General features: G+C 33.5%; 22 protein-coding genes. 16 read left to right on the forward strand and 6 right to left on the reverse strand.

All coding sequences use genetic code 11. The features are described 5' to 3' along the window. Positions 1-2 precede the first annotated feature (2 nt). The 11 genes from BUC09_RS07705 (at position 3) to BUC09_RS07750 (ending at position 11991) form a co-directional block, all read left to right on the forward strand. Positions 3-1097 (forward strand): fatty acid desaturase family protein, encoded by a 1095-nt coding sequence (locus BUC09_RS07705; protein ID WP_073310258.1) that lies wholly within the window; start codon positions 3-5, stop codon positions 1095-1097. Positions 1098-1127: 30 nt separating this feature from the next. Next, positions 1128-2315 (forward strand): pyridoxal phosphate-dependent aminotransferase, encoded by a 1188-nt coding sequence (locus BUC09_RS07710; RefSeq protein WP_073310260.1) that lies wholly within the window; start codon positions 1128-1130, stop codon positions 2313-2315. A gap of 57 nt (positions 2316-2372) precedes the next feature. After that, entirely contained in the window at positions 2373-3539 is a 1167-nt protein-coding gene (gene purT, locus BUC09_RS07715; protein ID WP_073310262.1) for a formate-dependent phosphoribosylglycinamide formyltransferase, read from the forward strand. Positions 3540-3688: 149 nt separating this feature from the next. Then, on the forward strand, positions 3689-5560 hold the full coding sequence (locus tag BUC09_RS07720; protein ID WP_073310264.1) for a peptidase U32 family protein: 1872 nt from the start codon (positions 3689-3691) through the stop codon (positions 5558-5560). Between the two features lie 94 nt (positions 5561-5654). Beyond that, positions 5655-5813, forward strand: coding sequence for a lipoprotein (locus tag BUC09_RS15020; RefSeq protein ID WP_159432944.1), 159 nt, complete (start codon positions 5655-5657; stop codon positions 5811-5813). Next, positions 5770-6096 carry a DUF6370 family protein gene (locus BUC09_RS07725; protein ID WP_073310266.1) on the forward strand — a complete coding sequence of 109 codons (327 nt, stop codon included), beginning with the start codon at positions 5770-5772 and terminating at the stop codon, positions 6094-6096. The genes BUC09_RS15020 and BUC09_RS07725 overlap by 44 nt, the downstream gene beginning before the upstream one ends. Before the next feature lie 3 nt (positions 6097-6099). Further along, complete coding sequence (locus tag BUC09_RS07730) at positions 6100-6675, forward strand: Crp/Fnr family transcriptional regulator (RefSeq protein ID WP_073310268.1); 576 nt, start codon at positions 6100-6102, stop codon at positions 6673-6675. Positions 6676-6938: 263 nt separating this feature from the next. Beyond that, complete coding sequence (locus BUC09_RS07735; protein ID WP_200778482.1) at positions 6939-7655, forward strand: pirin family protein; 717 nt, start codon at positions 6939-6941, stop codon at positions 7653-7655. A gap of 92 nt (positions 7656-7747) precedes the next feature. Further along, positions 7748-8278 (forward strand): YceI family protein, encoded by a 531-nt coding sequence (locus BUC09_RS07740; protein ID WP_073310272.1) that lies wholly within the window; start codon positions 7748-7750, stop codon positions 8276-8278. Positions 8279-8664: 386 nt separating this feature from the next. Continuing rightward, complete coding sequence (locus BUC09_RS07745) at positions 8665-11469, forward strand: TonB-dependent receptor (protein ID WP_073310274.1); 2805 nt, start codon at positions 8665-8667, stop codon at positions 11467-11469. 129 nt (positions 11470-11598) lie between these two features. Then, positions 11599-11991: a DUF1801 domain-containing protein gene (locus BUC09_RS07750; protein WP_073310275.1), complete on the forward strand. Its 393-nt coding sequence runs from the start codon at positions 11599-11601 to the stop codon at positions 11989-11991. Between the two features lie 59 nt (positions 11992-12050). On the opposite strand, the gene BUC09_RS07755 is transcribed toward BUC09_RS07750, so the two are convergent. The 4 genes from BUC09_RS07755 to BUC09_RS07770 form a co-directional block, all read right to left on the reverse strand. Continuing rightward, positions 12051-13487: a TolC family protein gene (locus tag BUC09_RS07755; RefSeq protein WP_394333002.1), complete on the reverse strand. Its 1437-nt coding sequence runs from the start codon at positions 13485-13487 to the stop codon at positions 12051-12053. Beyond that, on the reverse strand, positions 13474-16686 hold the full coding sequence (locus BUC09_RS07760) for an efflux RND transporter permease subunit (RefSeq protein WP_073310277.1): 3213 nt from the start codon (positions 16684-16686) through the stop codon (positions 13474-13476). Before BUC09_RS07760 ends, BUC09_RS07755 begins: the two co-directional genes overlap by 14 nt. Positions 16687-16709: 23 nt before the next feature. Beyond that, positions 16710-17777: an efflux RND transporter periplasmic adaptor subunit gene (locus BUC09_RS07765; RefSeq protein ID WP_234972530.1), complete on the reverse strand. Its 1068-nt coding sequence runs from the start codon at positions 17775-17777 to the stop codon at positions 16710-16712. A 135-nt stretch (positions 17778-17912) separates the two neighbouring features. After that, entirely contained in the window at positions 17913-18326 is a 414-nt protein-coding gene (locus BUC09_RS07770; RefSeq protein ID WP_073310281.1) for a hypothetical protein, read from the reverse strand. Between the two features lie 186 nt (positions 18327-18512). On the opposite strand from BUC09_RS07770, the gene fabD reads away from it, so the two are divergent. The 5 genes from fabD (at position 18513) to BUC09_RS07795 (ending at position 21394) form a co-directional block, all read left to right on the forward strand. Next, positions 18513-19382 carry an ACP S-malonyltransferase gene (fabD, locus tag BUC09_RS07775; protein WP_073310283.1) on the forward strand — a complete coding sequence of 290 codons (870 nt, stop codon included), beginning with the start codon at positions 18513-18515 and terminating at the stop codon, positions 19380-19382. 84 nt (positions 19383-19466) lie between these two features. Beyond that, positions 19467-20261, forward strand: coding sequence for a HipA family kinase (locus BUC09_RS07780; protein ID WP_449404147.1), 795 nt, complete (start codon positions 19467-19469; stop codon positions 20259-20261). Continuing rightward, positions 20239-20622 carry a DUF3037 domain-containing protein gene (locus BUC09_RS07785; protein WP_073310286.1) on the forward strand — a complete coding sequence of 128 codons (384 nt, stop codon included), beginning with the start codon at positions 20239-20241 and terminating at the stop codon, positions 20620-20622. Before BUC09_RS07780 ends, BUC09_RS07785 begins: the two co-directional genes overlap by 23 nt. Positions 20623-20748: 126 nt before the next feature. Then, positions 20749-21000 (forward strand): hypothetical protein, encoded by a 252-nt coding sequence (locus BUC09_RS07790; RefSeq protein WP_073310288.1) that lies wholly within the window; start codon positions 20749-20751, stop codon positions 20998-21000. A gap of 184 nt (positions 21001-21184) precedes the next feature. Next, complete coding sequence (locus tag BUC09_RS07795; protein ID WP_073310290.1) at positions 21185-21394, forward strand: hypothetical protein; 210 nt, start codon at positions 21185-21187, stop codon at positions 21392-21394. Positions 21395-21444: 50 nt separating this feature from the next. Here the strand turns inward: BUC09_RS07795 and galE are convergent, their stop codons facing one another. Further along, a complete protein-coding gene (gene galE, locus BUC09_RS07800) occupies positions 21445-22464 on the reverse strand; it encodes a UDP-glucose 4-epimerase GalE (protein WP_073310292.1) in 1020 nt (339 codons plus the stop codon). A 77-nt stretch (positions 22465-22541) separates the two neighbouring features. Next, positions 22542-23681 carry a DegT/DnrJ/EryC1/StrS family aminotransferase gene (locus tag BUC09_RS07805; protein WP_073310294.1) on the reverse strand — a complete coding sequence of 380 codons (1140 nt, stop codon included), beginning with the start codon at positions 23679-23681 and terminating at the stop codon, positions 22542-22544. Positions 23682-23700: the final 19 nt, after the last annotated feature.

Genomic DNA, 23700 nt, shown 5'->3' on the forward strand with positions numbered 1-23700 from the left:
ATATGAATACAACAATTCCAACTTTTTCTAGAACAGACTCGATGAAATTCTTTCGCACATTGAATACTCGAGTTAATAACTATTTCAAAGAGAACAACATACAAAAAACAGGAAACTGGAAATTACATTTAAAAACTGTAGTTATGTTTGCTTTGTTTTTGAGCCCTTACTTTTTGATATTAACTTTAGATCTACCTTTTTGGGCACATATATTACTATCTATAGTTATAGGAATTGGAATGGCTGGTGTAGGTATGAATGTAATGCATGATGGGAATCATGGTTCATATTCCTCAAAACAATGGTTAAATAAATTTATGGGAGGAAGTATATACATCCTTGCAGGAAATGTTTACAACTGGCAAGTACAACACAATGTTTTGCACCACACATATACCAATATTCCGGGACATGATGAGGACTTAGAAGCTGGAAGAATTATGCGTTTTAGTAAAACGGCAAAATGGCATCGTTTTCATAAATTCCAACATTATTACTCAGTTTTCCTTTATGGATTATTGACTTTCAACTGGGCTATCACCACTGATTTCCTTCAAATGAAACGTTATTTAAAACGTAAATTATCGTATGGTGAATTCAAGAGTCCTGCAATTCAATGGACAACATTAGTAATCACTAAAGTGATTTATTTTTCAATTTGGTTAGTAATACCTATGGTATTAGGTATCCCTTGGTGGAAAGTTTTAATTGGTTTCGTAATTATGCATTACACAGCTGGTTTAATTTTAAGTATAATCTTTCAATTAGCTCACGTGATTGAGGATACAGTTACTCCTGAACCTAATGATGAAAACGAATTAGAAAATACTTGGGCAATTCATCAGTTGTTTACAACTGTGAACTTTGCTCCTAAAAATTGGTTAGTAAATTGGTATACAGGTGGACTAAATCACCAAATCGAACACCATATTTTTCCTCACATTAGCCACATTCATTATGGTAAAATTGCGGAAATAGTTAAAGAAACAGCAAAAGAATGCAACTTACCGTATTACGAATACAAAACCATGACAGCTGCAATAGCATCTCATTTCCGTCATTTAAAAGAATTAGGACAAAAACCACAATTAGCATAAATAAACACACAACACAATTTTCAAACTAAAATGAGTACAATTTTATCGGAAAGAATTAACAACCTAGCCGTTTCACAAACTTTAGCCATGGCTGCTTTAGCCAGAGAATTAAAATCTCAAGGAAAAGACATTATCAGTTTAAGTTTAGGCGAACCTGATTTCAACACACCAGACTTTATTAAAGAAGCTGCTAAAAAAGCTATCGATGACAATTATTCAGCCTACCCTCCTGTAGAAGGTTATGCCGATTTAAAAGAAGCCATTTGTAATAAATTCAAGAGAGATAACAATTTAAATTATACGCCTGCTCAAATCGTAGTTTCTACGGGAGCAAAACAATCGCTTTACAATGTTGCCCAAGTAATGTTGAATGATGGCGATGAAGTAATTCTTCCAGCTCCTTACTGGGTTTCTTACTTTGAAATTATAAAATTATCAGGCGGAATTCCTGTACCAGTTGAAACTTCTGTGGAGTCAAACTTCAAAATGACTCCAGCACAATTAGAAGCTGCTATCACACCAAAAACAAAAATGATGTGGTTCAGTTCTCCTTGTAATCCTTCAGGTTCTGTTTACAGCAAAGAAGAATTAGAAGTATTGGCTGATGTATTAAAAAAACACCCAAATATTTATGTAGTTTCTGATGAAATCTACGAACATATTAACTATACTGGTAACTATTGCAGTATAGGTTCAATTCCAGGAATGGAAAACAACACTATTACTGTTAACGGAGTAGCAAAAGCGTTTGCAATGACGGGATGGAGAATTGGTTATTTAGGTGCTCCTGAATTTATCGCTAAAGCATGTATCAAAATGCAAGGACAAGTAACTAGTGGTGCCAACTCAATTGCTCAACGCGCTACTAAAGCTGCTGTTGAAGCATCTCCTTCAGCTATTAAATATATGGTGGATGCTTTTGAAAGCAGAAGAGGAATTGTATACCAATTACTATCTGAAATCCCAGGTTTTAAATTAACGATGCCAGAAGGTGCTTTCTATTTCTTCCCTGATGTTTCTGAATATTTTGGTAAAACTTTAAAAGGAAAAGAAATTAAAGATGCCAATGACTTTGCCATGTACTTATTAGGCGAAGCCAATGTAGCAACAGTAACTGGAGACGCATTTGGTAATCCAAACTGCATCAGACTATCTTACGCAACCAGTGAAGAACAACTTAGAGAAGCTATAAAGAGAATCAAAGAATCTTTATCATAATATCACGCCTCAAGGAAACTTGGGGCTTTTTTATTACCACAATCCACAACACAACAAATGCAAAAGAAAATACTATTATTAGGTTCAGGAGAATTAGGAAAAGAATTTGTAATCGCTGCACAACGTATTGGTCAATATGTCATTGCAGTAGACAGTTATGCAAACGCACCAGCCATGCAGGTGGCTCACGAACACGAAGTGATTAACATGCTTGATGGAACAGAACTAGACCGAATTGTAGCTAAGCATAATCCTGATTTTATTGTTCCTGAAATAGAAGCTATCCGCACCGAACGTTTTTACGACTACGAAAAACAAGGCATAACTGTTGTTCCTTCGGCTAAAGCTGCAAATTTTACCATGAACCGTAAAGCCATTCGTGATTTAGCAGCCAAAGATTTAGGATTACGAACTGCAAATTATCGTTATGCCACAACAAAAGAAGAATTAGAAAAAGCTGTTACGGAAGTTGGTATTCCTTGTGTAGTAAAACCACTAATGAGTTCATCTGGAAAAGGGCAATCAACCATAAAATCTGAAAATGATATTGAAAAAGCATGGAATTATGCTGTAGAAGGTTCGCGAGGCGATATTGTAGAAGTTATTGTAGAAGCTTTTGTTAATTTCCATTCAGAAATAACATTGTTAACAGTTACTCAAAACAATCATCCTACGTTATTCTGCGCACCTATAGGTCACCGCCAGGAACGTGGGGATTATCAGGAAAGCTGGCAACCAGCAAAAGTTTCAGAAAAAGATATTATAGAAGCTCAAGACATGGCTCGAAAAGTTACTGAAGCTTTAGGTGGTGCAGGGCTTTTTGGTGTGGAGTTTTTCTTAACTGATGAAGGTGTTTATTTTTCAGAATTATCACCAAGACCTCACGATACTGGCATGGTGACGTTAGCCAAAACACAAAATTTCAACGAATTCGAATTGCATTTACGTGCCATTTTAAGTATTCCAATTGCCGAAATCACTCAGGAAAAAATTGGAGCAAGTGCCGTTATTTTAGCAACTGAAAATTCAAATAATCCAACATTTGATGGTATCGAAAAAGTAGCGAGTTTATCAAAGACCGATTTTAGAATTTTTGGAAAACCAACTTCAAGACCTTTCAGAAGAATGGGAGTTGTGTTAGTAAATGATTCACTTGATACACCAATTGAAGAAATTGTTGAAAAAGCAAAAAACACTGCCACTTTAGTAAAAGTGAACGCATAAAAAACCGACTTACTCGGCTGACAATGAAGTAATTTTCTTAAAAACAACATCTTTTAGCCAAAAAATGAATCAATAATTCGTAAGCTTATTTTTTTTTCGGAAATTTGCACTCATTTTTTCGGTAATATTCGGAAAATAAGTTTTTAGAAATGAAGAAGAAGATAGAAATTTTAGCTCCGGCAAAAGATTTATTAACTGGTATTGCAGCGATAAATGCTGGTGCCGATGCCGTTTATATAGGTGCTCCCAAATTTGGCGCACGCTCAAATGCAAACAATTCTATAGAAGATGTTGCGGCATTGGTTCAATATGCACATTTATATAATGTACAGATTTTTGTGGTTATCAATACCATTATATATGACAACGAACTAGAAACTTGTCGCCAGTTAATCTGGAAATTATACGATATAGGTGTAGATGCGCTTATCATTCAAGATATGGGGCTTTTGGAATTAGACTTACCTCCTATTGCCCTTCACGCTAGTACACAATCAAATAATCGTGATCCAAAAAAGATTAAGTTTTTGGCCGATGCAGGAATCCAACGTGTGGTTTTAGCCCGAGAATTAAATTTACACCAAATCAAAGAAATCAGTGAAGCTACTGATGTTGAATTGGAATTCTTCGTTACAGGAGCACTTTGCGTTTCATTCAGTGGCAACTGCTATATGAGTGTGGCAAATGGAGAACGTTCTGCCAATAGAGGTTCTTGCGCGCAAAACTGCCGTTTACCTTACAATTTAATTGACGGAAACGGAGAAACGTTAATCCGAAACAGTCACTTACTTTCTATTAAAGACTTTGATGTTTCTGACCAAATTCCAAACTTGGTTGAAGCTGGTATCTGCTCATTCAAAATTGAAGGACGCTTAAAAGACATCGTTTATGTAAAAAATAATGTTTCGTACTTACGTAAAAAACTAGACGCTTTCTTAGCCGAAAACGGTGATAAATACATCAAATCTTCTTCTGGAACTTGTACGTATACTTTTGATTCAGAATTGACACGTACTTTCAATCGTGGTTATACAGACTATTTCGTAAACGAAAGACATCAATCGATTGGCTCATGGGAAAGTCCAAAATCAAAAGGACAATTCATTGGTAAATTAGTCGAAACTATTGGCAATTCTTATGTTATTGAAAACGGTGAATTGTTAAACAATGGTGACGGACTTTGCTACATCAACGAAAATAATGAAGCCGAAGGCATTTACGTAAACAAAGTTGAAAACGGCATTGTTTATCCAAACGTCTTAAAAGAAATTGCTAACGGAACTGAAATTTACCGTAACAATGACGCTGCATTCATCAAATTAGTTGAAAGAGAAGATAGTGCTGTTAGAAAAATCAGTACCTCATTATTATTGAAAGAAAACGAAAATGGTTTTGAATTAATCGCAACTGATGAAGATAATAATGTAAGTACAGTACAATTAGTTCATCCGAAAGAAAAAACAAAAAACGACCAGTCGTTAGAAGATACATTCAAAGTGAATTTAGGAAAAACAGGCTTCACTCCTTACACGGCTGATGAAATTACAATTGAATTCACTGAAAACTGGTTCCTTCCTATTTCAAAAATCAATGAAATGAGAAGAAATGTTTACGAACAATTGTCTGAAACTCGTTTGAAAAATTATGTTCGCCATGAACATAAATTAGAAAAAACGTCACATCCTTATCCTGAAACTAAATTAGATTTCACATATAACGTAGCCAATAAAACAGCTCGTAAATTTTACGAACGCCACGGAGTTACTGAAATCGAAAAAGCATTCGAATTACAATGGGATCCAGGAAAATCTCGTGTAATGACTACTAAATATTGCATCAAATACGAATTGGAACGTTGTCCGAAATACCATCGTGAAAATATGGATAAAAAAGTCAAAGAACCATTAGTATTAAAACAAGGAGAATTAGAATATAAATTAAAATTCAACTGTAAACCTTGTGAAATGGAGATTTGGGAAAAAGACGCCGAATTCGAAATCGAAGACGATCACATGCATTAATATATAAACCGATGTTTACAAATAGCATCGGTTTTTTAATTTAACACTATTTAATGCCTAAAATAATGTACTTTAGTAAGACCAAATCTATGATATGAAAAAAATAATTCTCACATTATTTATTATCTTTACTCTCACTTCATGTGGTCCTCATCGTATGAAATGCGGACCCCGAAGATGTGAAATAAAAAATCAAAACAATCATAATCATGAAAAAAATAGTTTTACTGTTACTAACGCTAGTATCGTTTAGTGTAAGTGCACAAGAGAAAAAAGAAATAAAAGACCAAGTTGTCGAAGCTTCTTGCGGTCAATGTAACTTTGGGATGACTTCAAAAAAAGGTTGTGATTTAGCCGTAAAAATAGATGGCCATTCGTACTTTGTAGAAGGAACAAAGATTGACCAACATGGGGATGCACATGCTGAAAATGGATTTTGCAATGCTGTGAGAAAAGCAAAAGTTAGTGGCGAAATCAAAAATGATAAATTTATAGCAACTGATTTTGCATTGGTTGACGAAAAAACAAAAAAATAGTTCTTGAACCTTCTTCTAGAAAACATAGCAAAACACGTTTCACTCACTTCACAAGAGCAGGAACGTGTTTTATCTTTTACAGAACCTTTACAATTCAAAGCTAAAACCATACTTCTTAAATCAGGTGAAGTTTGTACCCATTCCTATTTTGTAACCAAAGGTATTATTCGTAGTTATAACATGGATGAAAATGGTGTCGAACATGTAGTAAGTTTTGCTTGTCCGGGTTGGTGGATTGCCGATATGTATAGTTTTCTATCACAACGCCCAGGCCAATTATACATCGAAGTGAACGAAGACGCTGAAGTTCTTGCCATATCTAAAGAAAATCAAGAAAAAATGTATTCGGAAGTTCCTAAACTAGAACGTTTCTTCCGCATTATCATAGAAAACTCTTTAGTTGCGAGCCAGCAACGTCTTATCGACAACATGAGCTTTACTGCCGAAGCTCGTTATGATAAATTCCTTAAAAAATTTAACGATTTGGCACATTGCATTCCTCAAAAGCAAATTGCCTCTTATATAGGAGTAACTCCTGAATTTTTCAGTAAAATGAAAGCGCGACTTTTGAAGAAATAATTCTAAAACAAGGAAGTTCTTCTTTCGACTTTCGACTTTTGATCTAAAAACATTTCTTAATCTAGGTTAAGTACTTAACCCTACCTCCTGATATAACTTTGTACTATCAAAATGAACAAGTTATGAACCGAAAAGATTTTATCCGAAAAGTAGCTTTAGGTAGCGGAGCAATTCTAACAGGAACTGCTTTAGCTAAAAAAACTACCGAATCCGAAAAAGAAGCCATCGGATTCAATCACATCCAAAACACAAATTCAAAAATTATGGAAAATATCGTTTTACACAAAGCAGACACACGCGGTAATGCTAATCATGGTTGGTTACAAAGTTTTCACACCTTTAGTTTTGCTAATTATTTTAATCCAGAGCGAATGAATTTCGGGGTACTTCGAGTACTTAACGACGACACTGTTTCGGCTGGAATGGGTTTTGGTAAACATCCTCATCAAGACATGGAAATTATTAGTATTCCGCTTGAAGGTGATTTAGAGCACCAAGACAGTATGGGCAATAAAACTGTGATCAAAAATGGCGACATTCAGGTTATGAGTGCAGGAACTGGAGTACAACATAGCGAATACAATAAAAATGAAGATGAAGCTGTAAAATTCCTCCAAATTTGGGTTATTCCTAACAAAAAAGGGGTTACTCCACGCTATGATCAAATCACGTTAAATCAAGAGGATCGTCATAATAAATTACAACAGATTTTATCTCCAAACGCAGATGATGCAGGAGTTTGGATTCATCAGGATGCATGGTTTCACTTGGGTAAATTCGATAAAGATTTCACAACTGAATATACTTTTAAAAAACAAGGTAACGGATTGTATGTTTTTGTACTAAATGGAGATATAACTGTTGGCGGACAAGCCTTAAACAAAAGAGATGGTCTAGGAATTTGGAATACTAAAAATTTAACCATTAAAGCAGATTCTGATGCAGAATTTTTATTGATGGAAGTTCCAATGCATATCTAAAATTTCTTAATCTAGGTTAAGTAGTTGAACACCAACCTCAACATAACTTTGTCGTATCAAATTAGAATAATAAAATTTAAAAAATAATAATTATGTCAACAACAAAATGGGCAATAGATCCAACACACTCAACAGTAGGTTTTAAAGTAAAACACATGATGCTTACTAATGTATCTGGAAAATTTGAAAACTATGATGCAAACATTGTAACAGAAGGTGATGATTTCACAAAATCGAATATCGAATTCTCAGCAGACATCAATTCTATTGATACACGCAATGCAGATCGTGACAATCACTTAAAAAGCGCTGATTTCTTTGATGCAGAAAATCATCCAAAAATGACATTCAAAGCTTCTTCACTAACAAAAATTGATAATGAGAACTATGAAATCGCTGGTGATTTGTCAATGAGAGGCGTTACCAAATTTGTAAAACTACCAGCAGAATTCAGTGGTTTAATGACTGATCCTTGGGGAAATACTAAAGCAGGTTTAAATATTTCTGGCAAAGTAAATCGCAAAGATTGGGGACTAAACTGGAATTCGGCTCTAGAAACTGGTGGCGTTCTAGTAAGTGAAGATGTAAAATTAGATATAGAATTACAATTGGTTAAGCAATAAATTAAAATGGTTAAGTAGCAATAAGCCAAAAAGTTTTATTCTTTTTAAAGCTTTTTGGCTTTATTAATTAATTCAAATACCAAAAAAACAAAAGATTAAAAAATAACAGCACAACACACATTACCTTCTTTTTATAACATTTTTTTGTTGTTTCCTAAAACTATTCTTACAATACTATGAAAAACAAAAGAAATGGGAACCTCAAAAATCTTTAACATTTAACCTGAAAGAATAATAAAAAAAGTTAACCATTTTTATATATTATCTCAATAAAGCCAGTTAAAAAAACGATATAGTAATTTCTAAAGGCCCGTAAACAGAGCTGCTTTTTTTCTGTAAATAAAACAATCCTTAGTTTTGCCGCCCAAAATTAATTACTTACACAAATGAAAAAAAGCCAAATCATTTTTTATCTAATCCTATTCTTTCTGTCCATTTTCACAACATTTGGACAAAATACAATAACAATTAAAGGTGTCATTAAAGACTCAAATACTTTTGAGAATATTTATGGTGCAAAAATTTCAATTCTACCAAATGAAGGTGATAACGAATTGACCTCTTCATACTCAGATATGACAGGTACATTTAGTCTAAAAACTAATATAACTGAAAATCGTATCAAGATTAGTTTTCTAAATTACAAAACAACATTCATAGTAGTTAACCAAGTCTCTCTTAAAGATTCAAAGACAATTGACTTAGAAACTATTTTCTTAGAAAATGACATCAACAAACAAATTGAAAACACTTCATCAATTGTCGATGTTGTTGAAAATAGAAAATCACCAATTGCTTCTTCAACTTTATTTCAATCAGACATTCAAACTCAAGCTTCAAATAAAGACTTCATTGAATTAGTAAGTGATATGCCTGGAGCTTATGTTTCAAGAATGGGTGGTGGATTTGGAGACTCACAACTTAGAGTTAGAGGATTTGACCAAAACAATTTAACCCCTATGGTTGATGGTATTTCTCTTTATGACCTTGAAACAGGAAATGTAGACTGGACTGGATTAATGACAATTAATGAAGCAGTAACTTCAATTCAGTTGCAAAAGGGGCTAGGAGCATCAAAACTTGTGAATTCATCGGTTGCTGGAACTGTAAACTTTATTTTAAAAGATGCATTTTCTCCAAGAGGTGGAAGTTTGTTTACTTCAACAGGTAACAACGGATATAGAAAATTTGGAGCATCTTATGGTACTGGAAAAATGGAAAATGGATTTGGTTTCAATTTCATGTTAAACAATGTATCTGGTGATGGTTATGTTAACAATACTAACTTTAATGCTACAGGTTATTTTATTGCATTTGGTTATGAAAATAATAAAAATAACTTTCAGTTTAAATTACTAGGAACTCCTCAATGGCATAACCAACGAAATACGCCAATTGCACTTTTCCAATATTTTGATGCTAACGAAGAAAAAATGAATTCTCATTACAACAAAGATTGGGGTTACTACAATAATGATACTTATACTGCTCAAAGCAATAATAGTCATAAACCAATGGCTACCCTTCAATGGGATTATAAATTCAACAATACAGATCAATTATCTGTTAAAGCTTATGGTACAAAAGGAAAATCTAGTGATATTAGATTGAACGGAGACAATGTTGTATTTAACGGTTCACCCTATTTAACTTCAGAAAATGGAGTATTAAATAATACTGCACAAATAGATTTTGACTTTATACACGGATATAATAGCGGACAACTTTCTTACTTTAGATATGACCCTAGCATTAATGGATATAGAGATGCAATAAATGGTTTATATCTAAATTCAATTGTTGGAGAACAAACCTACACAGGTGTTTCTCAAATTGCCAACAATAAAGAAATCAATTCATATGGTTCAATTGTCAATATAGACAAACAATTAGGGAAATTTTTCAAAGTAAATACTGGTATTGATTATCGTAAAACTTCTTACCAAAATTACAGAACAATAGAAAACTTATTTGGAGCTGATGGATATGCTATTAACAATAATTATGGCGAACTTACTTCAACAGTTAATGCGTATCAAAACTATGTAACAAATGGTTATTCAACAGAAAGTAACATCTGGAATATATTCAAAAAAGTAGGCAATGAAAAGAAAGTAAATTATGATTACACATCAAAAATTGACTACTTAGGTGCTTATGCTCAATTAGAAGCTAACTTCAAAAAGGTTAATTTATTAGCACAAGGAGGTTTTAACAGACAATTTTTAAGTCGTAAATCAAACAACTTACTTACTAACGAGAGTAAGAACTCAAGCTCTGTTAATATTGATGGTTATAATGTAAAATTAGGAGCTAACTTTAATATTACAGACAAACACAATTTATGGATTAATGGTGGTATTGTTTCTAGAGCACCTATATACACTAATATTTTCTCAAGTTATTCAGAAATTCCTAATCAACAATTTAAAAATGAGCAATTTTATTCTGCAGAAGCAGGATACGGATTTACATCTTCAATTGCTACTTTTAAAATCAACGGTTATTATGCAAATCATGAAGATTCGACAATTCCTTATGCAAGTGAATTCTCAGGATTTTTAGGAGCGACTACAGATATTAACCGTAAAAATTATGGTGTTGAAGCTGAATTAAATATTAAACCAACTAAGAAAATAGACATCTATGCTTCTTTTTCTTATGGAGAATGGAAATACACATCTGATGCTAAATTCACTTATTATGACAGAGATGAAGTAGATACTCTTTTCGTAAAAGACAATAATGTTGGAGGGATTCCTCAAACTATGATTAACTTGGGAGTAAAAACTTTTATTGCAAAAGGACTTCAATTTGGTGTAAAAGGTAGATACAATGATCGTTTTTATACTAATGCTCCTATTGAAAGATTTGACCCTGTTACTTACGAAAACAACTATTTTAACTCAGTAGTTGAACTACCAAGTTATTTAGTATTTGATACTTTTATCAATTATACTTTAGCATTACAAAACCAACATAAATTAAATATTTGTTTCAATTTAGACAATACGCTTGACAGAAACTACATAATGGAATCTAATTCAAGTTATGGTAACAACCAACAAATTTCTACTACAAGTACTACTTATGGTGAAGTTTTTGGGAACTACAAAGGAGTTTCTAAAATAAACAATGCTTATTTAGGTTTTGGAAGAACATGGAATTTATCAGTTAGATATAACTTCTAAGATATACTTACTATATAAAAAAGGCAGCACTTAAGTGCTGCCTTTTTTTATTAATATAATTCAAATCTCGAAAAACAACTCGTACTTACTACAACATATTTTCCTTAACTTTAATTAAAATACTAGTTAATGAATTCAGAAATCCAAAAATATAATGACAAACAAGAACCTGAGGAAAAATTCATCTGTCAAACTTTAGAAAAAGAAATAAACAAAGGTATTCCAGAAGCTGAAAGCAAAATTTGGCACGCTCACCCAGTCTGGTTTTTAGATGGAAATCCTATTGTAGGTTACAGCAAACAAAAAGCTGGTATTCGATTAATGTTTTGGAGTGGGGCAGATTTTGATGAAGAAAAACTAAAATCAGGAACTGGTAAATTTAAAGATGCATCCATTTTTTATACCCAAGCGAGTCAAATTAATTCTAGCGAATTACAAAGATGGCTAGAAAAAAGCAGAAACATTCAATGGGATTATAAAAACATCGTAAAACGTAAAGGAGTATTGGAAAAGCTTAAATAAAAACTAAAGCCATCATACATAATGTATAATGGCTTTATAACTAACTCAAATGTACCCTTTTAATTCCAACCACCACCTAGTGCTTTGTAAATATTTACCATAGCATTAAGCTGTTGCATTTTTGTCTCTATTAAATCAAATCTCGATTCTAGTGCATCACGTTGCGTTAATAAAACTTCCATATAATCTGCTCTTGCAGAACGAAACAATTCGTTTGAAATCGAAATTGAAGCCGTAAGCGCCTCAACTTGTTGAGCTCTTAAATTATAACTTTTTTCTAAGTTGCTGATTTTTGAAACTTGATTAGCCACCTCAACATAACTGTTTAAAATTGTTTGTTCATAGTTATAAACTGCCTGAATTTGTTTTGCATTTGCAGTATTATAACTTGCTTTTATTGCATTACGATTTATAAGCGGTGCTACTAAATCACCAGCTAAAGAATATAGTAATGATTTTGGTTTAAAAACATAACTAGGATCAAAAGCCTGATAACCTATTCCTGCTGTAATACCTATAGAAGGATAAAATCTAGCTCTTGCAGCCTTTACATCTAATTTAGAAGCTTCTAATTCAAATTCTGCTTGGCGAATATCAGGTCTGTTCTTTAAAAGTTGAGATGGAATTCCTGCATGCACAATATTTGGCAAAATATCATTAAACGCTACTGTACTTCTATCTACATGTTGCGGAAATCTACCTACTAAAAAGTTGATTTTATTCTCTGTTTCAACAACTTTTTGTTGCACCTCAAACTGAAGACTTTTTGTTTTAAATACCTCAGCTTCAAATTTTTTCACTGCCAATTCAGTAACACGAGCAGCTTCTTTTTGAACTTTTACAATTTCTAAAGCATTACTTTGAATTTCAATATTTTGATTAACAATCAGTAATTGATTGTCTAAAGCTAATAACTCATAGTAAGAGTTTGCAATCTCACTAATTAAATTAGTAACCATAAAATTTTTACCTTCAACTGAAGAAAGATATCTATTTACAGCTGCTTTTTTTCCATTACGAAGCTTTTTCCAAATGTCTAACTCCCAATTGGCAACTATTCCAATATTGTAATCTTGTAAAGGCTCAGGCATTTCTTTTCCTTCTTCAATTTCGGTATTAGCCTCCATTGCACCAATATTGGTATAACGAGCACGTTTATCAACTGCCGCTCCTGCTTTTAATCCAACAAATGGAAGATACTCTCCTTTTCGTGCTTTAATTTCATTTTTTGCAATTTCAATTTCTTGCATTGTAATATTCAGTTCCTGATTATTTTTCAACGCCTCATCAATTAGTGCTTGCAGGTAAGTATCATTAAAATACTCTTTCCATGAAATTTTTGCAGAATTAACAGTATCCTGAACAGTCGCAAACTGTTCAGGCATATTTTTATTTTCATTTCTTTTAGCAACATCAGGAGTTTTACAACTAATTATAGTCAACAAAACTAAAGCAGAAGCTACTAACGAAATTTTAAAATTTTTATTTACTCTCATCATTTTCTTCGTCGTGTTTATTTGTTTTAAAATCATCTATCATGTGAACAAAATTCTCTGTTAAAGAACTTTCCTCTTCATCTTTAATTAACTTTCTACCATCTGCTAATGTTCCAAAAATGTAATACAAACCAGGAACAATAATTACTCCGAAAATAGTTCCAAATAACATTCCTCCTAGAGCTGCACCACCAATGGTTCTATTACCAATTGCTCCAGCTCCTGTTGCAATGATTAATGGAATTAATCCGGCGATGAACGCAAATGATGTCATCAAAATTGGACGGAAACGAACTTTAGCTCCTTCAATAGCCGCATCTAGAATCGTAAATCCTTCATTGCGCTTCTGGATGGCAAACTCAACAATTAACACGGCATTTTTACCGAGTAATCCAACAAGCATGATTAATCCAATTTGGGCATAAATATTATTCTCTAAGCCCATTAACTGTAGTACAAGGAAAGAACCAAAAATACCTACAGGAAGAGAAAGTATTACCGATAACGGAATAATGAAACTTTCATACTGTGCTGCTAATACAAAGTATACGAATGCTAACACAATTAAGAAAATATAGATTGATTCGTTACCTCTGTTTGATTCATCAAACGAAAGTCCTTCCCAAGCAATATCATATCCTTTTGGTAATGATGTTTGAGCTACTTCTCGTATTGCTTGAATAGCATCGGCAGTGGTATAGCCTTCAGCAGGTAAACCTTGAATAGCCGATGAATTATACATGTTATAACGTGTAATCTCATTTGGTCCTTGCCCCTTTTTAAGTGTCATAAACGCTGAATACGGAACCATTTCTCCATGATCGTTTTTAACAAACATGTTTAGGATGTCTGAAGGAAGTCTTCTAAATTTAGGATCCGACTGAACATACACTTTAAAGAAACGGCCAAACTTAATGAAACCTTGTTCGTATGTACTACCAATCATAATGTTAAGGTTCTCCATAGCTTTCCCTATAGAAACTCCTTTTTGCATTGCTAGGTCATTATTAATCTCTAATTCATATTGAGGATAATTAGCCGCAAAGAATGTAAACAATCCAGTTAACTCTTTACGCTTACCTAAATCTTCCATGAATTTTTTATTAATTCTGTCAAAATCTTGGTAATCAGTAGTTGTATTTTTATCTAACAAACGCATAGAGAAACCTCCAGAAGAACCAAATCCTGGGATTGCTGGTGGCTCAAAGTACTCCACAATAGCTCCTAATCCATGAGACTTTTCTTCTAAATCTTCCATTATCTCTTTTACAGTATGCTCACGCTCATCCCATGGTTTTAAGTTGATAAGACAAGTTCCTGCATTAGATCCTCGACCTTCCGTCATAATTTCATAACCTGCTAATGAAGATACTGACTCAACACCATCAACTTTTTCACATATTTTTTGAAGTCTTTGTGAAACTTGATTTGTAGTTTCTAATGTAGATCCAGGAGGCGTTTGAATAATAGCATAAATAGTACCTTGATCCTCACTTGGAATAAATCCAGAAGGTAAAATTTTGTTCACATAGAAAGTACCAGCACAAAACACTAATAGCACTCCAAAAGTTACAACTCTTCTACTAACAATTGATTTCAATAAGGCTACATATTTACCTGTCATTTTATCAAATGCCATATTGAACTTATCTAATGCTTTTGTCAATATATTCTTTTTGCGTTCATGACCATGATGATTTTTCAACATGATAGCACATAAAACAGGCGTTAACGTAAGAGCGATTAGTGCCGAAATCACAATTGAACTCGCCATTGTAATCGAGAATTGACGATAGAAAGTTCCTACTGGACCGCTCATGAATGAAATTGGCAAAAATACCGAAACCATTACCGCAGTAATTGCGATTACCGCACCACTTATTTCTCCTAATACTTTTTTAACAGCTTTGTATGGTGTAATATGTGGATCTTCTTCAAACTTGGCATGCACCGCCTCCACGACGACTATGGCATCATCGACCACAATACCAATAGCTAGTACTAATGCAAACAATGTCACTAAGTTAATTGAAAGTCCAAAGAACTGTATTACAAAGAAAGCTCCAATTAACGATACCGGAACCGCTAAAATAGGAATCAAAGTAGAACGCCAATCCCCTAAGAAAACAAACACTACCAAAGCCACAAGAATGAAGGCATCACGTAATGTATCTATTACCTGCTCGATTGAAGCATCTAAGAACTGTGAAACGTCATAACTAATTTTATAATCTACTCCCGGAGGGAAAGATTTTTTCATTTCTTCAAGCTTGGCTTTAATTTCCTTAATTACATCACTTGCGTTACTTCCATAATTTTGTTTTAATACAATTGCTGCTGAAGCATGTCCATCTAGATTTGAGTAAATATCAAAGAATTCACTTCCTAACTCAACTTTTCCAATATCTTTTAAACGAATGCTTTCTCCTTGCGAATTAGCTCGAATAATTACATTTTCATACTCACTAGGCTCACTATATCTTCCTTTGTATGTTAATACATATTCTAATGATTGCGCGGCAATACCCGAACTTTGTCCAATACGTCCTGGACGACCAATGATACTTTGTTCACCAAGTGCATCCATTACTTCATCTACAGAAATATTGTAAGCTCTCATACGATCTGGATTTAACCAAACACGCATAGCATAGGTTCTACTTCCTAATATTTGCGAACGAGCAACTCCTTTTAATCGGTTGATTTCAGGAATCATTTTAACACTAGCATAGTTGTACAAGAATTTTTCGTCGATACTCTTATCTTTTGAAAATAAATTCACGTACATCAACATACTTGGCTGGATAGGTGTAATTACTACTCCTTCACGCTGAACCAATTCAGGTAAAAGAGGCATTACTTGATCAACCCTAGTCTTTACTCGAACTACAGCTTGATTGGGATCTGTTCCAGGTTCAAAAATGATTCTAAGGGTAGCTTCACCAGCACTAGTAGCATCTGTAGCCATGTAACGCATTCCTTCAACACCATTTATGGAATTTTCAAGTGTAATAAGCGTTGATTTAACTAAAACATCGGCACTAGCTCCTGGGTAAGCAATAAATATGTTTACCGTGGTTGGTGCGATTTGGGGGAACTGAGATATTGGCAATTGTTTGATTGCCAATGACCCTACAAAAAGTATTATGATTGAAATTACAATCGCAAATACAGGTCTATGTATAAATTTGCTAAACATTTTTCTCTTTATTTACGATTAAATTATTCGGCGTATAGTTCTAAATGAGACAATACAGATTGTGGCTTAACAAACTCAAATTCAATCTTTTCATTCTCTTTAACTAGTCTTAATCCTTCCAAAAGAATTTTATCTCCTTCAGATAAACCACTGCTAATAGCAAATATGTGTGGTAATTCAGCAGCAATTGTAATAGCTCTTGATTTCACCTCATTGTTTTTATCAATTACATACACATACTTTTTCTCTAATACTTCAAAAGTGGCTTTTTGCGGAATCAACAAAGCATTTTTAAGAGGAAGACTCACTTGTACACTTCCTGTTTCTCCATGACGCAGTAATCCCTTAGGATTAGGGAATGTAGCTCTAAAAGGAATGTTACCTGTTTCGTTATTAAAGTCGGCTTCGATAGTTTCAACTACGCCTGTGTAGGGAAAAATTTCATTGTTAGCCATTAATAGACTTACCTTTGTTTTAACATTGGTACTTGCTTTAGACTTATAATCTAAATATTCAGCCTCAGGAACATTGTAATACGTCCACATCTTACTGTTATCAGACATATTTGTTAGTAGTTCACCTTCTTCAAGCAAACTACCTAAGCGTACGTGAAATTTATCTACAATTCCATCAAAAGGAGCTCTAATCTCTGTAAACTGTAGATGAACTTTATTTAAAGCTAATTCAGCGTTAGCTTTATCCAATTTGGCCTTTGCCATAGCCAATTCGTTTGGAGAGACTACATTTTTATCTGAAAGCTTCTTAGTGTTTTGGTATTCAATTTGAGCAAAATTAGCTTCTGCTTGTGCTCTTTGTACTTCAGCTCTGTAAAGATTAGGCATAATTTGGAACAACAATTGTCCTTTTTTTACAAATTGACCTTCATCAACGAAAATCTTTTGCAAATAACCTCTTTCCTGAGCTCTAAGCTCTATATGGTTGATAGATTGGATTTGGCAAACGTATGATTTAGTAATTAAAGTATCCTTTTTAACAGGACTAGTTACTAAAAATTTTGTTTCTTCTTTTTTTTCTTCTTTTTTGCTGTTGCAGCTAGCATTAAACAATAAGCCACATAAGCTAACTAGCATTAAAATTCTTTTAGCCATAATAATAAACAATAAATAAATGGAAATAATTTCGGGTAATAATCAAATCTTAAAGCAGTCAAAAAAAGACATACTTATAGATGCTAATTATTAAAAAATGATGTTAATTGTGAAAAATCAAATTCTGTAAACACAGAAAATAATGTGTAAAGAATCAATTGTCGATAAGTACGACATGAACTTAAAAGAGCTAAGTCCGTTCTTTTTTACAATATCATAATTTCCAGAAAGAATTCCAGAGAAGAAATTTAAATAGTAAACTGGTGAAGCAAACGACTGAGAAGGAACATGGTAATCTTCTGTATCATTCTCATTTTCTGAAATCTCAATTACATCTCTACTACTTTCTAACGTTGAAACATAATGCTTGTAATGAGTTCTTAAACTAAACTCAGAAAATTTTACACCTGATGGTGTTGTTTGATCAATATTTAGTAACGAAGTATCATCCTTTGTCGAATAAGCAAATACTGCATTTCCAATCAACAAGGATACTAAAAAGAAAAAGATATATTTTAAAAATCCCTTCATACTTGGCGCAAAAGTATACAAACTAAACATTTAATACAATAAGTAAATGTATAATTTACTGTTAATAAATCACTATTTCATTAAAATCATTTAATAATACACAGAAAATTCAGAGTCATTTTTAGTACAAAATTTGTGTATTTTTGCTTTTACAAATAAAACAAAATCAATTTATAATTTAATATAATGAAAGCATACGTTTTTCCTGGTCAAGGTGCCCAATTTACAGGAATGGGTAAAGATTTATACGAATCATCTGAATTAGCAAAAGAGTTATTTGAAAAAGCTAATGAAATTTTAGGTTTCCGTATCACAGACATTATGTTTGAAGGTACTGCCGAGGAATTAAAAGAAACAAAAGTAACACAACCAGCCGTTTTTTTACATTCCGTTATTTTAGCCAAAGTATTAAATGTAAAGCCAGATATGGTTGCTGGTCACTCACTAGGAGAATTTTCTGCACTTGTTGTAAATGGAGCATTATCTTTTGAAGATGGTTTAAAATTAGTTTCTCAAAGAGCATTGGCTATGCAAGAAGCCTGTGAAATTACTCCAAGTACTATGGCCGCTGTTTTAAACCTAGAAGACAAAGTAGTAGAAGACATTTGTGCTTCTATTGACGGAGTTGTAGTAGCGGCAAATTATAATTGTCCTGGTCAATTAGTAATTTCAGGAGAATTAAAAGCGGTAGAAGTTGCATGCGAAAAAATGAAAGAAGCAGGAGCAAAACGTGCATTAATTTTACCAGTTGGCGGTGCTTTTCACTCACCAATGATGGAACCCGCAAGAGAAAAACTTGCTGCTGCTATTGAAGCAACCATTTTCAACACCCCGTCTTGCCCTGTTTATCAAAATGTTACAGCAAGTGCAGTAACTGAACCATCTGAAATCAAGAAAAATCTAATTGCTCAATTAACTGGAGCAGTAAAATGGACTCAATCTGTACAACAAATGATTGCAGATGGAGCAACTAGCTTTACTGAGGTTGGTCCTGGAAAAGTGCTTGTAGGTTTAGTTAATAAGATTAACAAAGAAATTGAAACGATTTCCGCTTAATCTACAACATAGATATATAGAAACTCCGATGCTAAAACGTCGGAGTTTTTTATTTTAGTAATATATTTGTTTCAGAAGATTTCTATTATGACTCCAATTGCTTTACGAAAAATTAACGTTATGCGTTACATCACTCCTTTACGGGAAGGTGGTTCATTGCCTGCTTTGGCAGAAGCCGATGATGATTTCAAATATGTATTAAAATTTCGAGGTGCTGGGCATGGCATAAAAGCCTTAATTGCCGAATTATTAGGTGGGGAAATTGCCCGTTATTTAGGTTTAGCAGTTCCAGAATTGGTTTTTGCCACTTTAGATGAAGCCTTTGGTCGTACTGAAGCTGATGAGGAAATTCAGGATTTATTAAAGTTCAGCCAAGGATTAAATTTAGGTTTGCACTATCTGTCTGGAGCCATCACGTATGATGCCTCAGTGAATGATTGTGACGAATTGCTTGCTTCAAAAATTGTATGGCTAGATGCTTTTATCACCAATGTAGATCGCACATTCCGTAACACCAACCTGTTAATCTGGCACAAAGAATTGTGGTTAATTGACCACGGTGCTTCATTTTACTTTCATCATTCATGGAATAATTGGGAAGCCAGCGCCATTACACCTTTTGCACTAATCAAAGATCATGTTTTGTTACCGAAAGCAACAAAATTAGAAGAAGCTCATAAGGAATTTACATCAAAATTAAACGAAGATGTACTGCGTAAAATTGTAGCACTAATTCCTGAAGATTGGTTACTTTGGGAAGACCATTCCATTACTCCAGAAGCAATCAGAAACGTTTATTTTCAGTTCTTGATGACCCGTTTACAAAATGCCGATTTATTCTTAAAACAAGCCCAAGATGCACGAAAAGTACTTATATGAATATGCCGTAATTCGTGTTGTGCCAAGGGTGGAACGCGAAGAATTTCTAAACATTGGACTGCTTCTTTTTTGCAAACAAAAAAAATACCTTCGCATGGAATATGTTATTCCGTCGGATAAAATTAGAATGTTGTGTGCGGATTTCGACTTAGAGCAGTTAGAAGAAAACATGTTTTCTTTTTGCAAAATATCAACAGGAAGTCCGGATGGAGGACCCATTGCACAATTAGATGTTGCAGAACGTTTTCGTTGGCTCACAGCAGTACGAAGCTCCAGTATTCAAATCTCAAGACCACATCCAGGATTCAGCTTTGAATTAGACATGACTTTTCAGAAACTTTACCACGAATTAGTTTTATAATGTAATGTTTTAACCTATCTCTTAACAATGATCTCTGCATAATTATTAAAATATTTGGATTTTTGAAATATTTTACTTAATATTTGCGTTAAATAGATTCATTATTAATTCTAAAACCTACAAAAAATGAAAAAAACAATTTTTAGCCTAGCACTAGTTGTTGCTTTAATGACATCTTGCAAAGAAAAAACTCAAGACGAAGCTGCTGAAGCTGTTGATGCTGTTGGAACTGAAATGACAGAAGCTGTTGACTCAGCTGCTGCAACCATGGACTCAGCTGCAACAGAAGTAAAAGACGCTGCTAAAGACGCTGCTGCTGCAGGAGCCGCTACAGTGGAAGAAGGAGCAAAAGCAGTAAAAGAAGAAATGAAAAAATAATTTTTTATCATTCTATAAAAAATAAAATCTGCCATAGTGCAGATTTTTTTTATCTCTAAAACCTTGATTTTAAAGGTTTTTTTAATTTTTTTTTACTGGGAAGAAAAAAAATTTTTTTTGATAAGATATTTTTATAATTTTGCGCCCGAAAATATTATTATTATTAATTCTAATTTACAACGAAATGAAAAAAACAATTTTAAGCTTAGCTTTCGTAGCTGCTTTAATGACATCTTGCAAAAATAATGATACTGCTGCTGAAGCTACTGCTGAAACTGTAGATACTGCTGCTGTTGCTGTTGATTCAGCTGCTACAACTGTAGATACTGCTGCTGTTGCTGTTGATTCAGCTGCTGCTGCTGCTGCTCCAGCTACTGAAGAAGTTAAAAAATAATTTTTGACTACTCAATAAATAAAAAAAACCGAGCAATGCTCGGTTTTTTTTTATTGAACTTTTCTAATTTTTTGTTCCCATTTCCAAGCAGAACTTAAAGCATCTTCAAGTGTTAATTTTGCTTTCCATCCCAAAATCTCATTAGCTTTTTGAGTATCTGCATAAGCCTCAACAACATCCCCGTCTCTTCTTCCTACTATTTTATATGGCAACTTATGATTTGTAACTTTTTGAAATGACTGTATAACTTCTAATACTGAGCTTCCTTTGCCTGTTCCAATATTAAAGGTCTCAACTCTCTCAATATTCTTCTTTTCTATTAACCTCTTCAAAGCTATCACGTGTGCTTTTGCCAAATCGACCACATGAATATAATCTCTTATTGCTGTCCCATCTGGTGTTGGATAATCATTACCAAAAACAGATAATTCTTTTCGCAAACCCACAGCAGTTTGTGTTATGAAAGGCACTAAGTTTTGAGGCACTCCTAGAGGCAATTCACCAATTTCAGCCGATTCATGTGCACCAATTGGATTAAAATAACGCAACAATATCGCATTTATAGAAGAAACCCGAGATACATCTATAATAATTTCTTCCCCTATTTGCTTAGTATTCCCGTAAGGCGACATTGCCTTTTGAACTGGAGCATTTTCAGTTATTGGCATTATTTCAGCCTGACCAAAAACAGTACAAGAAGAACTAAATATTAACGAAGACTCATTTTTTCTCTGTAACTCTTGCAGTAAATAAACCAAAGAGTTGATGTTATTTTCGTAGTACAACAAAGGATTTTCGACGCTTTCTCCTACAGCTTTACTAGCTGCAAAATGAATTACACCACTAACATCATTATATTTTTTAAAAAAATCTTGAACCGATTGCTTTTCTCGCAAATCCAAATTTTCAAATTCAGGCTTTTTCCCGGTAATATTTTCTATTCCTTGCAAAACATCAACTGAAGAGTTTGATAGATTATCTACAATAACAACCTCAAAACCCTCATTTTGCAATTCCACAACGGTATGAGAACCTATAAAACCCAAACCTCCTGTTACTAGTATCTTCATTTTAATTTAGATGAAAAATAATAGACTTTTAGATAATAGATTTTCTAGTTCCTAAAAGTCTTTTATCTATTTGTCTTTTATCTATTTGTCTCTAAAAACTCTAAAACTGAATCTGTGATAAATTTAATTTGCTCATCATCTAACTCGGTATGCATTGGCAAAGCAATAACTTCTTTAACTAATTGATTTGTTACTGAAAAATCTTCTTCTTTATAACGAGCATCCACATAAGCTTTTTGACTATGTAGTGGAATCGGATAATAAATTGCACACGGAATACCTTTAGACTGTAAATGCTCTAATAAAGCATCACGCTTACCATTTAAAACTCTAAATACATATTGATGAAAAACATGGCAATCACATGCTTCACAAATTGTTGGCACCCAAACATTAGAACTCACTCCTAAAGCCAAAGAATACTTACGTGCAGCCTCTTGACGCGCTTTATTATAGGTATCTAAATGAGGTAATTTTGCCTTTAAAACACCAGCTTGTATACTATCTAAACGAGAATTAACTCCAACAACGTCATGATGATAACGCACATACATTCCGTGATTTACAATCCCTCGAATAATATGAGCCAACTGATCATCATTAGTAAAAATTGCGCCTCCATCTCCATAACATCCTAAATTTTTAGACGGAAAAAACGAAGTTGCTCCTACATGTCCTATTGTTCCAACTTTTTTCTTAGTACCATCTTTTGAAGTATAATCCGCACCAATAGCTTGAGCATTATCTTCAATTACATACAAATTATGTTCAGTTGCAATTTCCATAATTGCGTCCATATTAGCAGCACGTCCAAACAAATGCACAGGGACAATCGCTTTTGTTTTTGGAGTTATTGCTTTTTTGATAGCTTCAATAGAGATATTCATGTTATTCATATCAACATCCACTAAAACTGGAGTTAACTGCAATAACGCAATCACTTCAACTGTAGCCGCAAAAGTAAAATCGGCAGTAATTACTTCATCTCCTGGTTTCAAACCAAGTCCCATCATCGCAATTTGTAATGCATCAGTACCGTTAGCACATGGAATTACATGTTTTACACCTAAATATTTTTCTAAATCCGCTTGAAACTGATGCACTAACGGACCATTTATGTATGTTGTAGTATCTAAAACCTCTTGAATTGAGGCATTTACTTCGTCTTTTATTTTATCATATTGACTTTTTAAGTCAACCATTTGTAGCTTTTTCATGAACTAAAATTTAGAATGC

It is taken from the genome of Flavobacterium terrae, from assembly GCF_900142035.1.
Taxonomy (GTDB): Bacteria; Bacteroidota; Bacteroidia; order Flavobacteriales; family Flavobacteriaceae; genus Flavobacterium; species Flavobacterium terrae.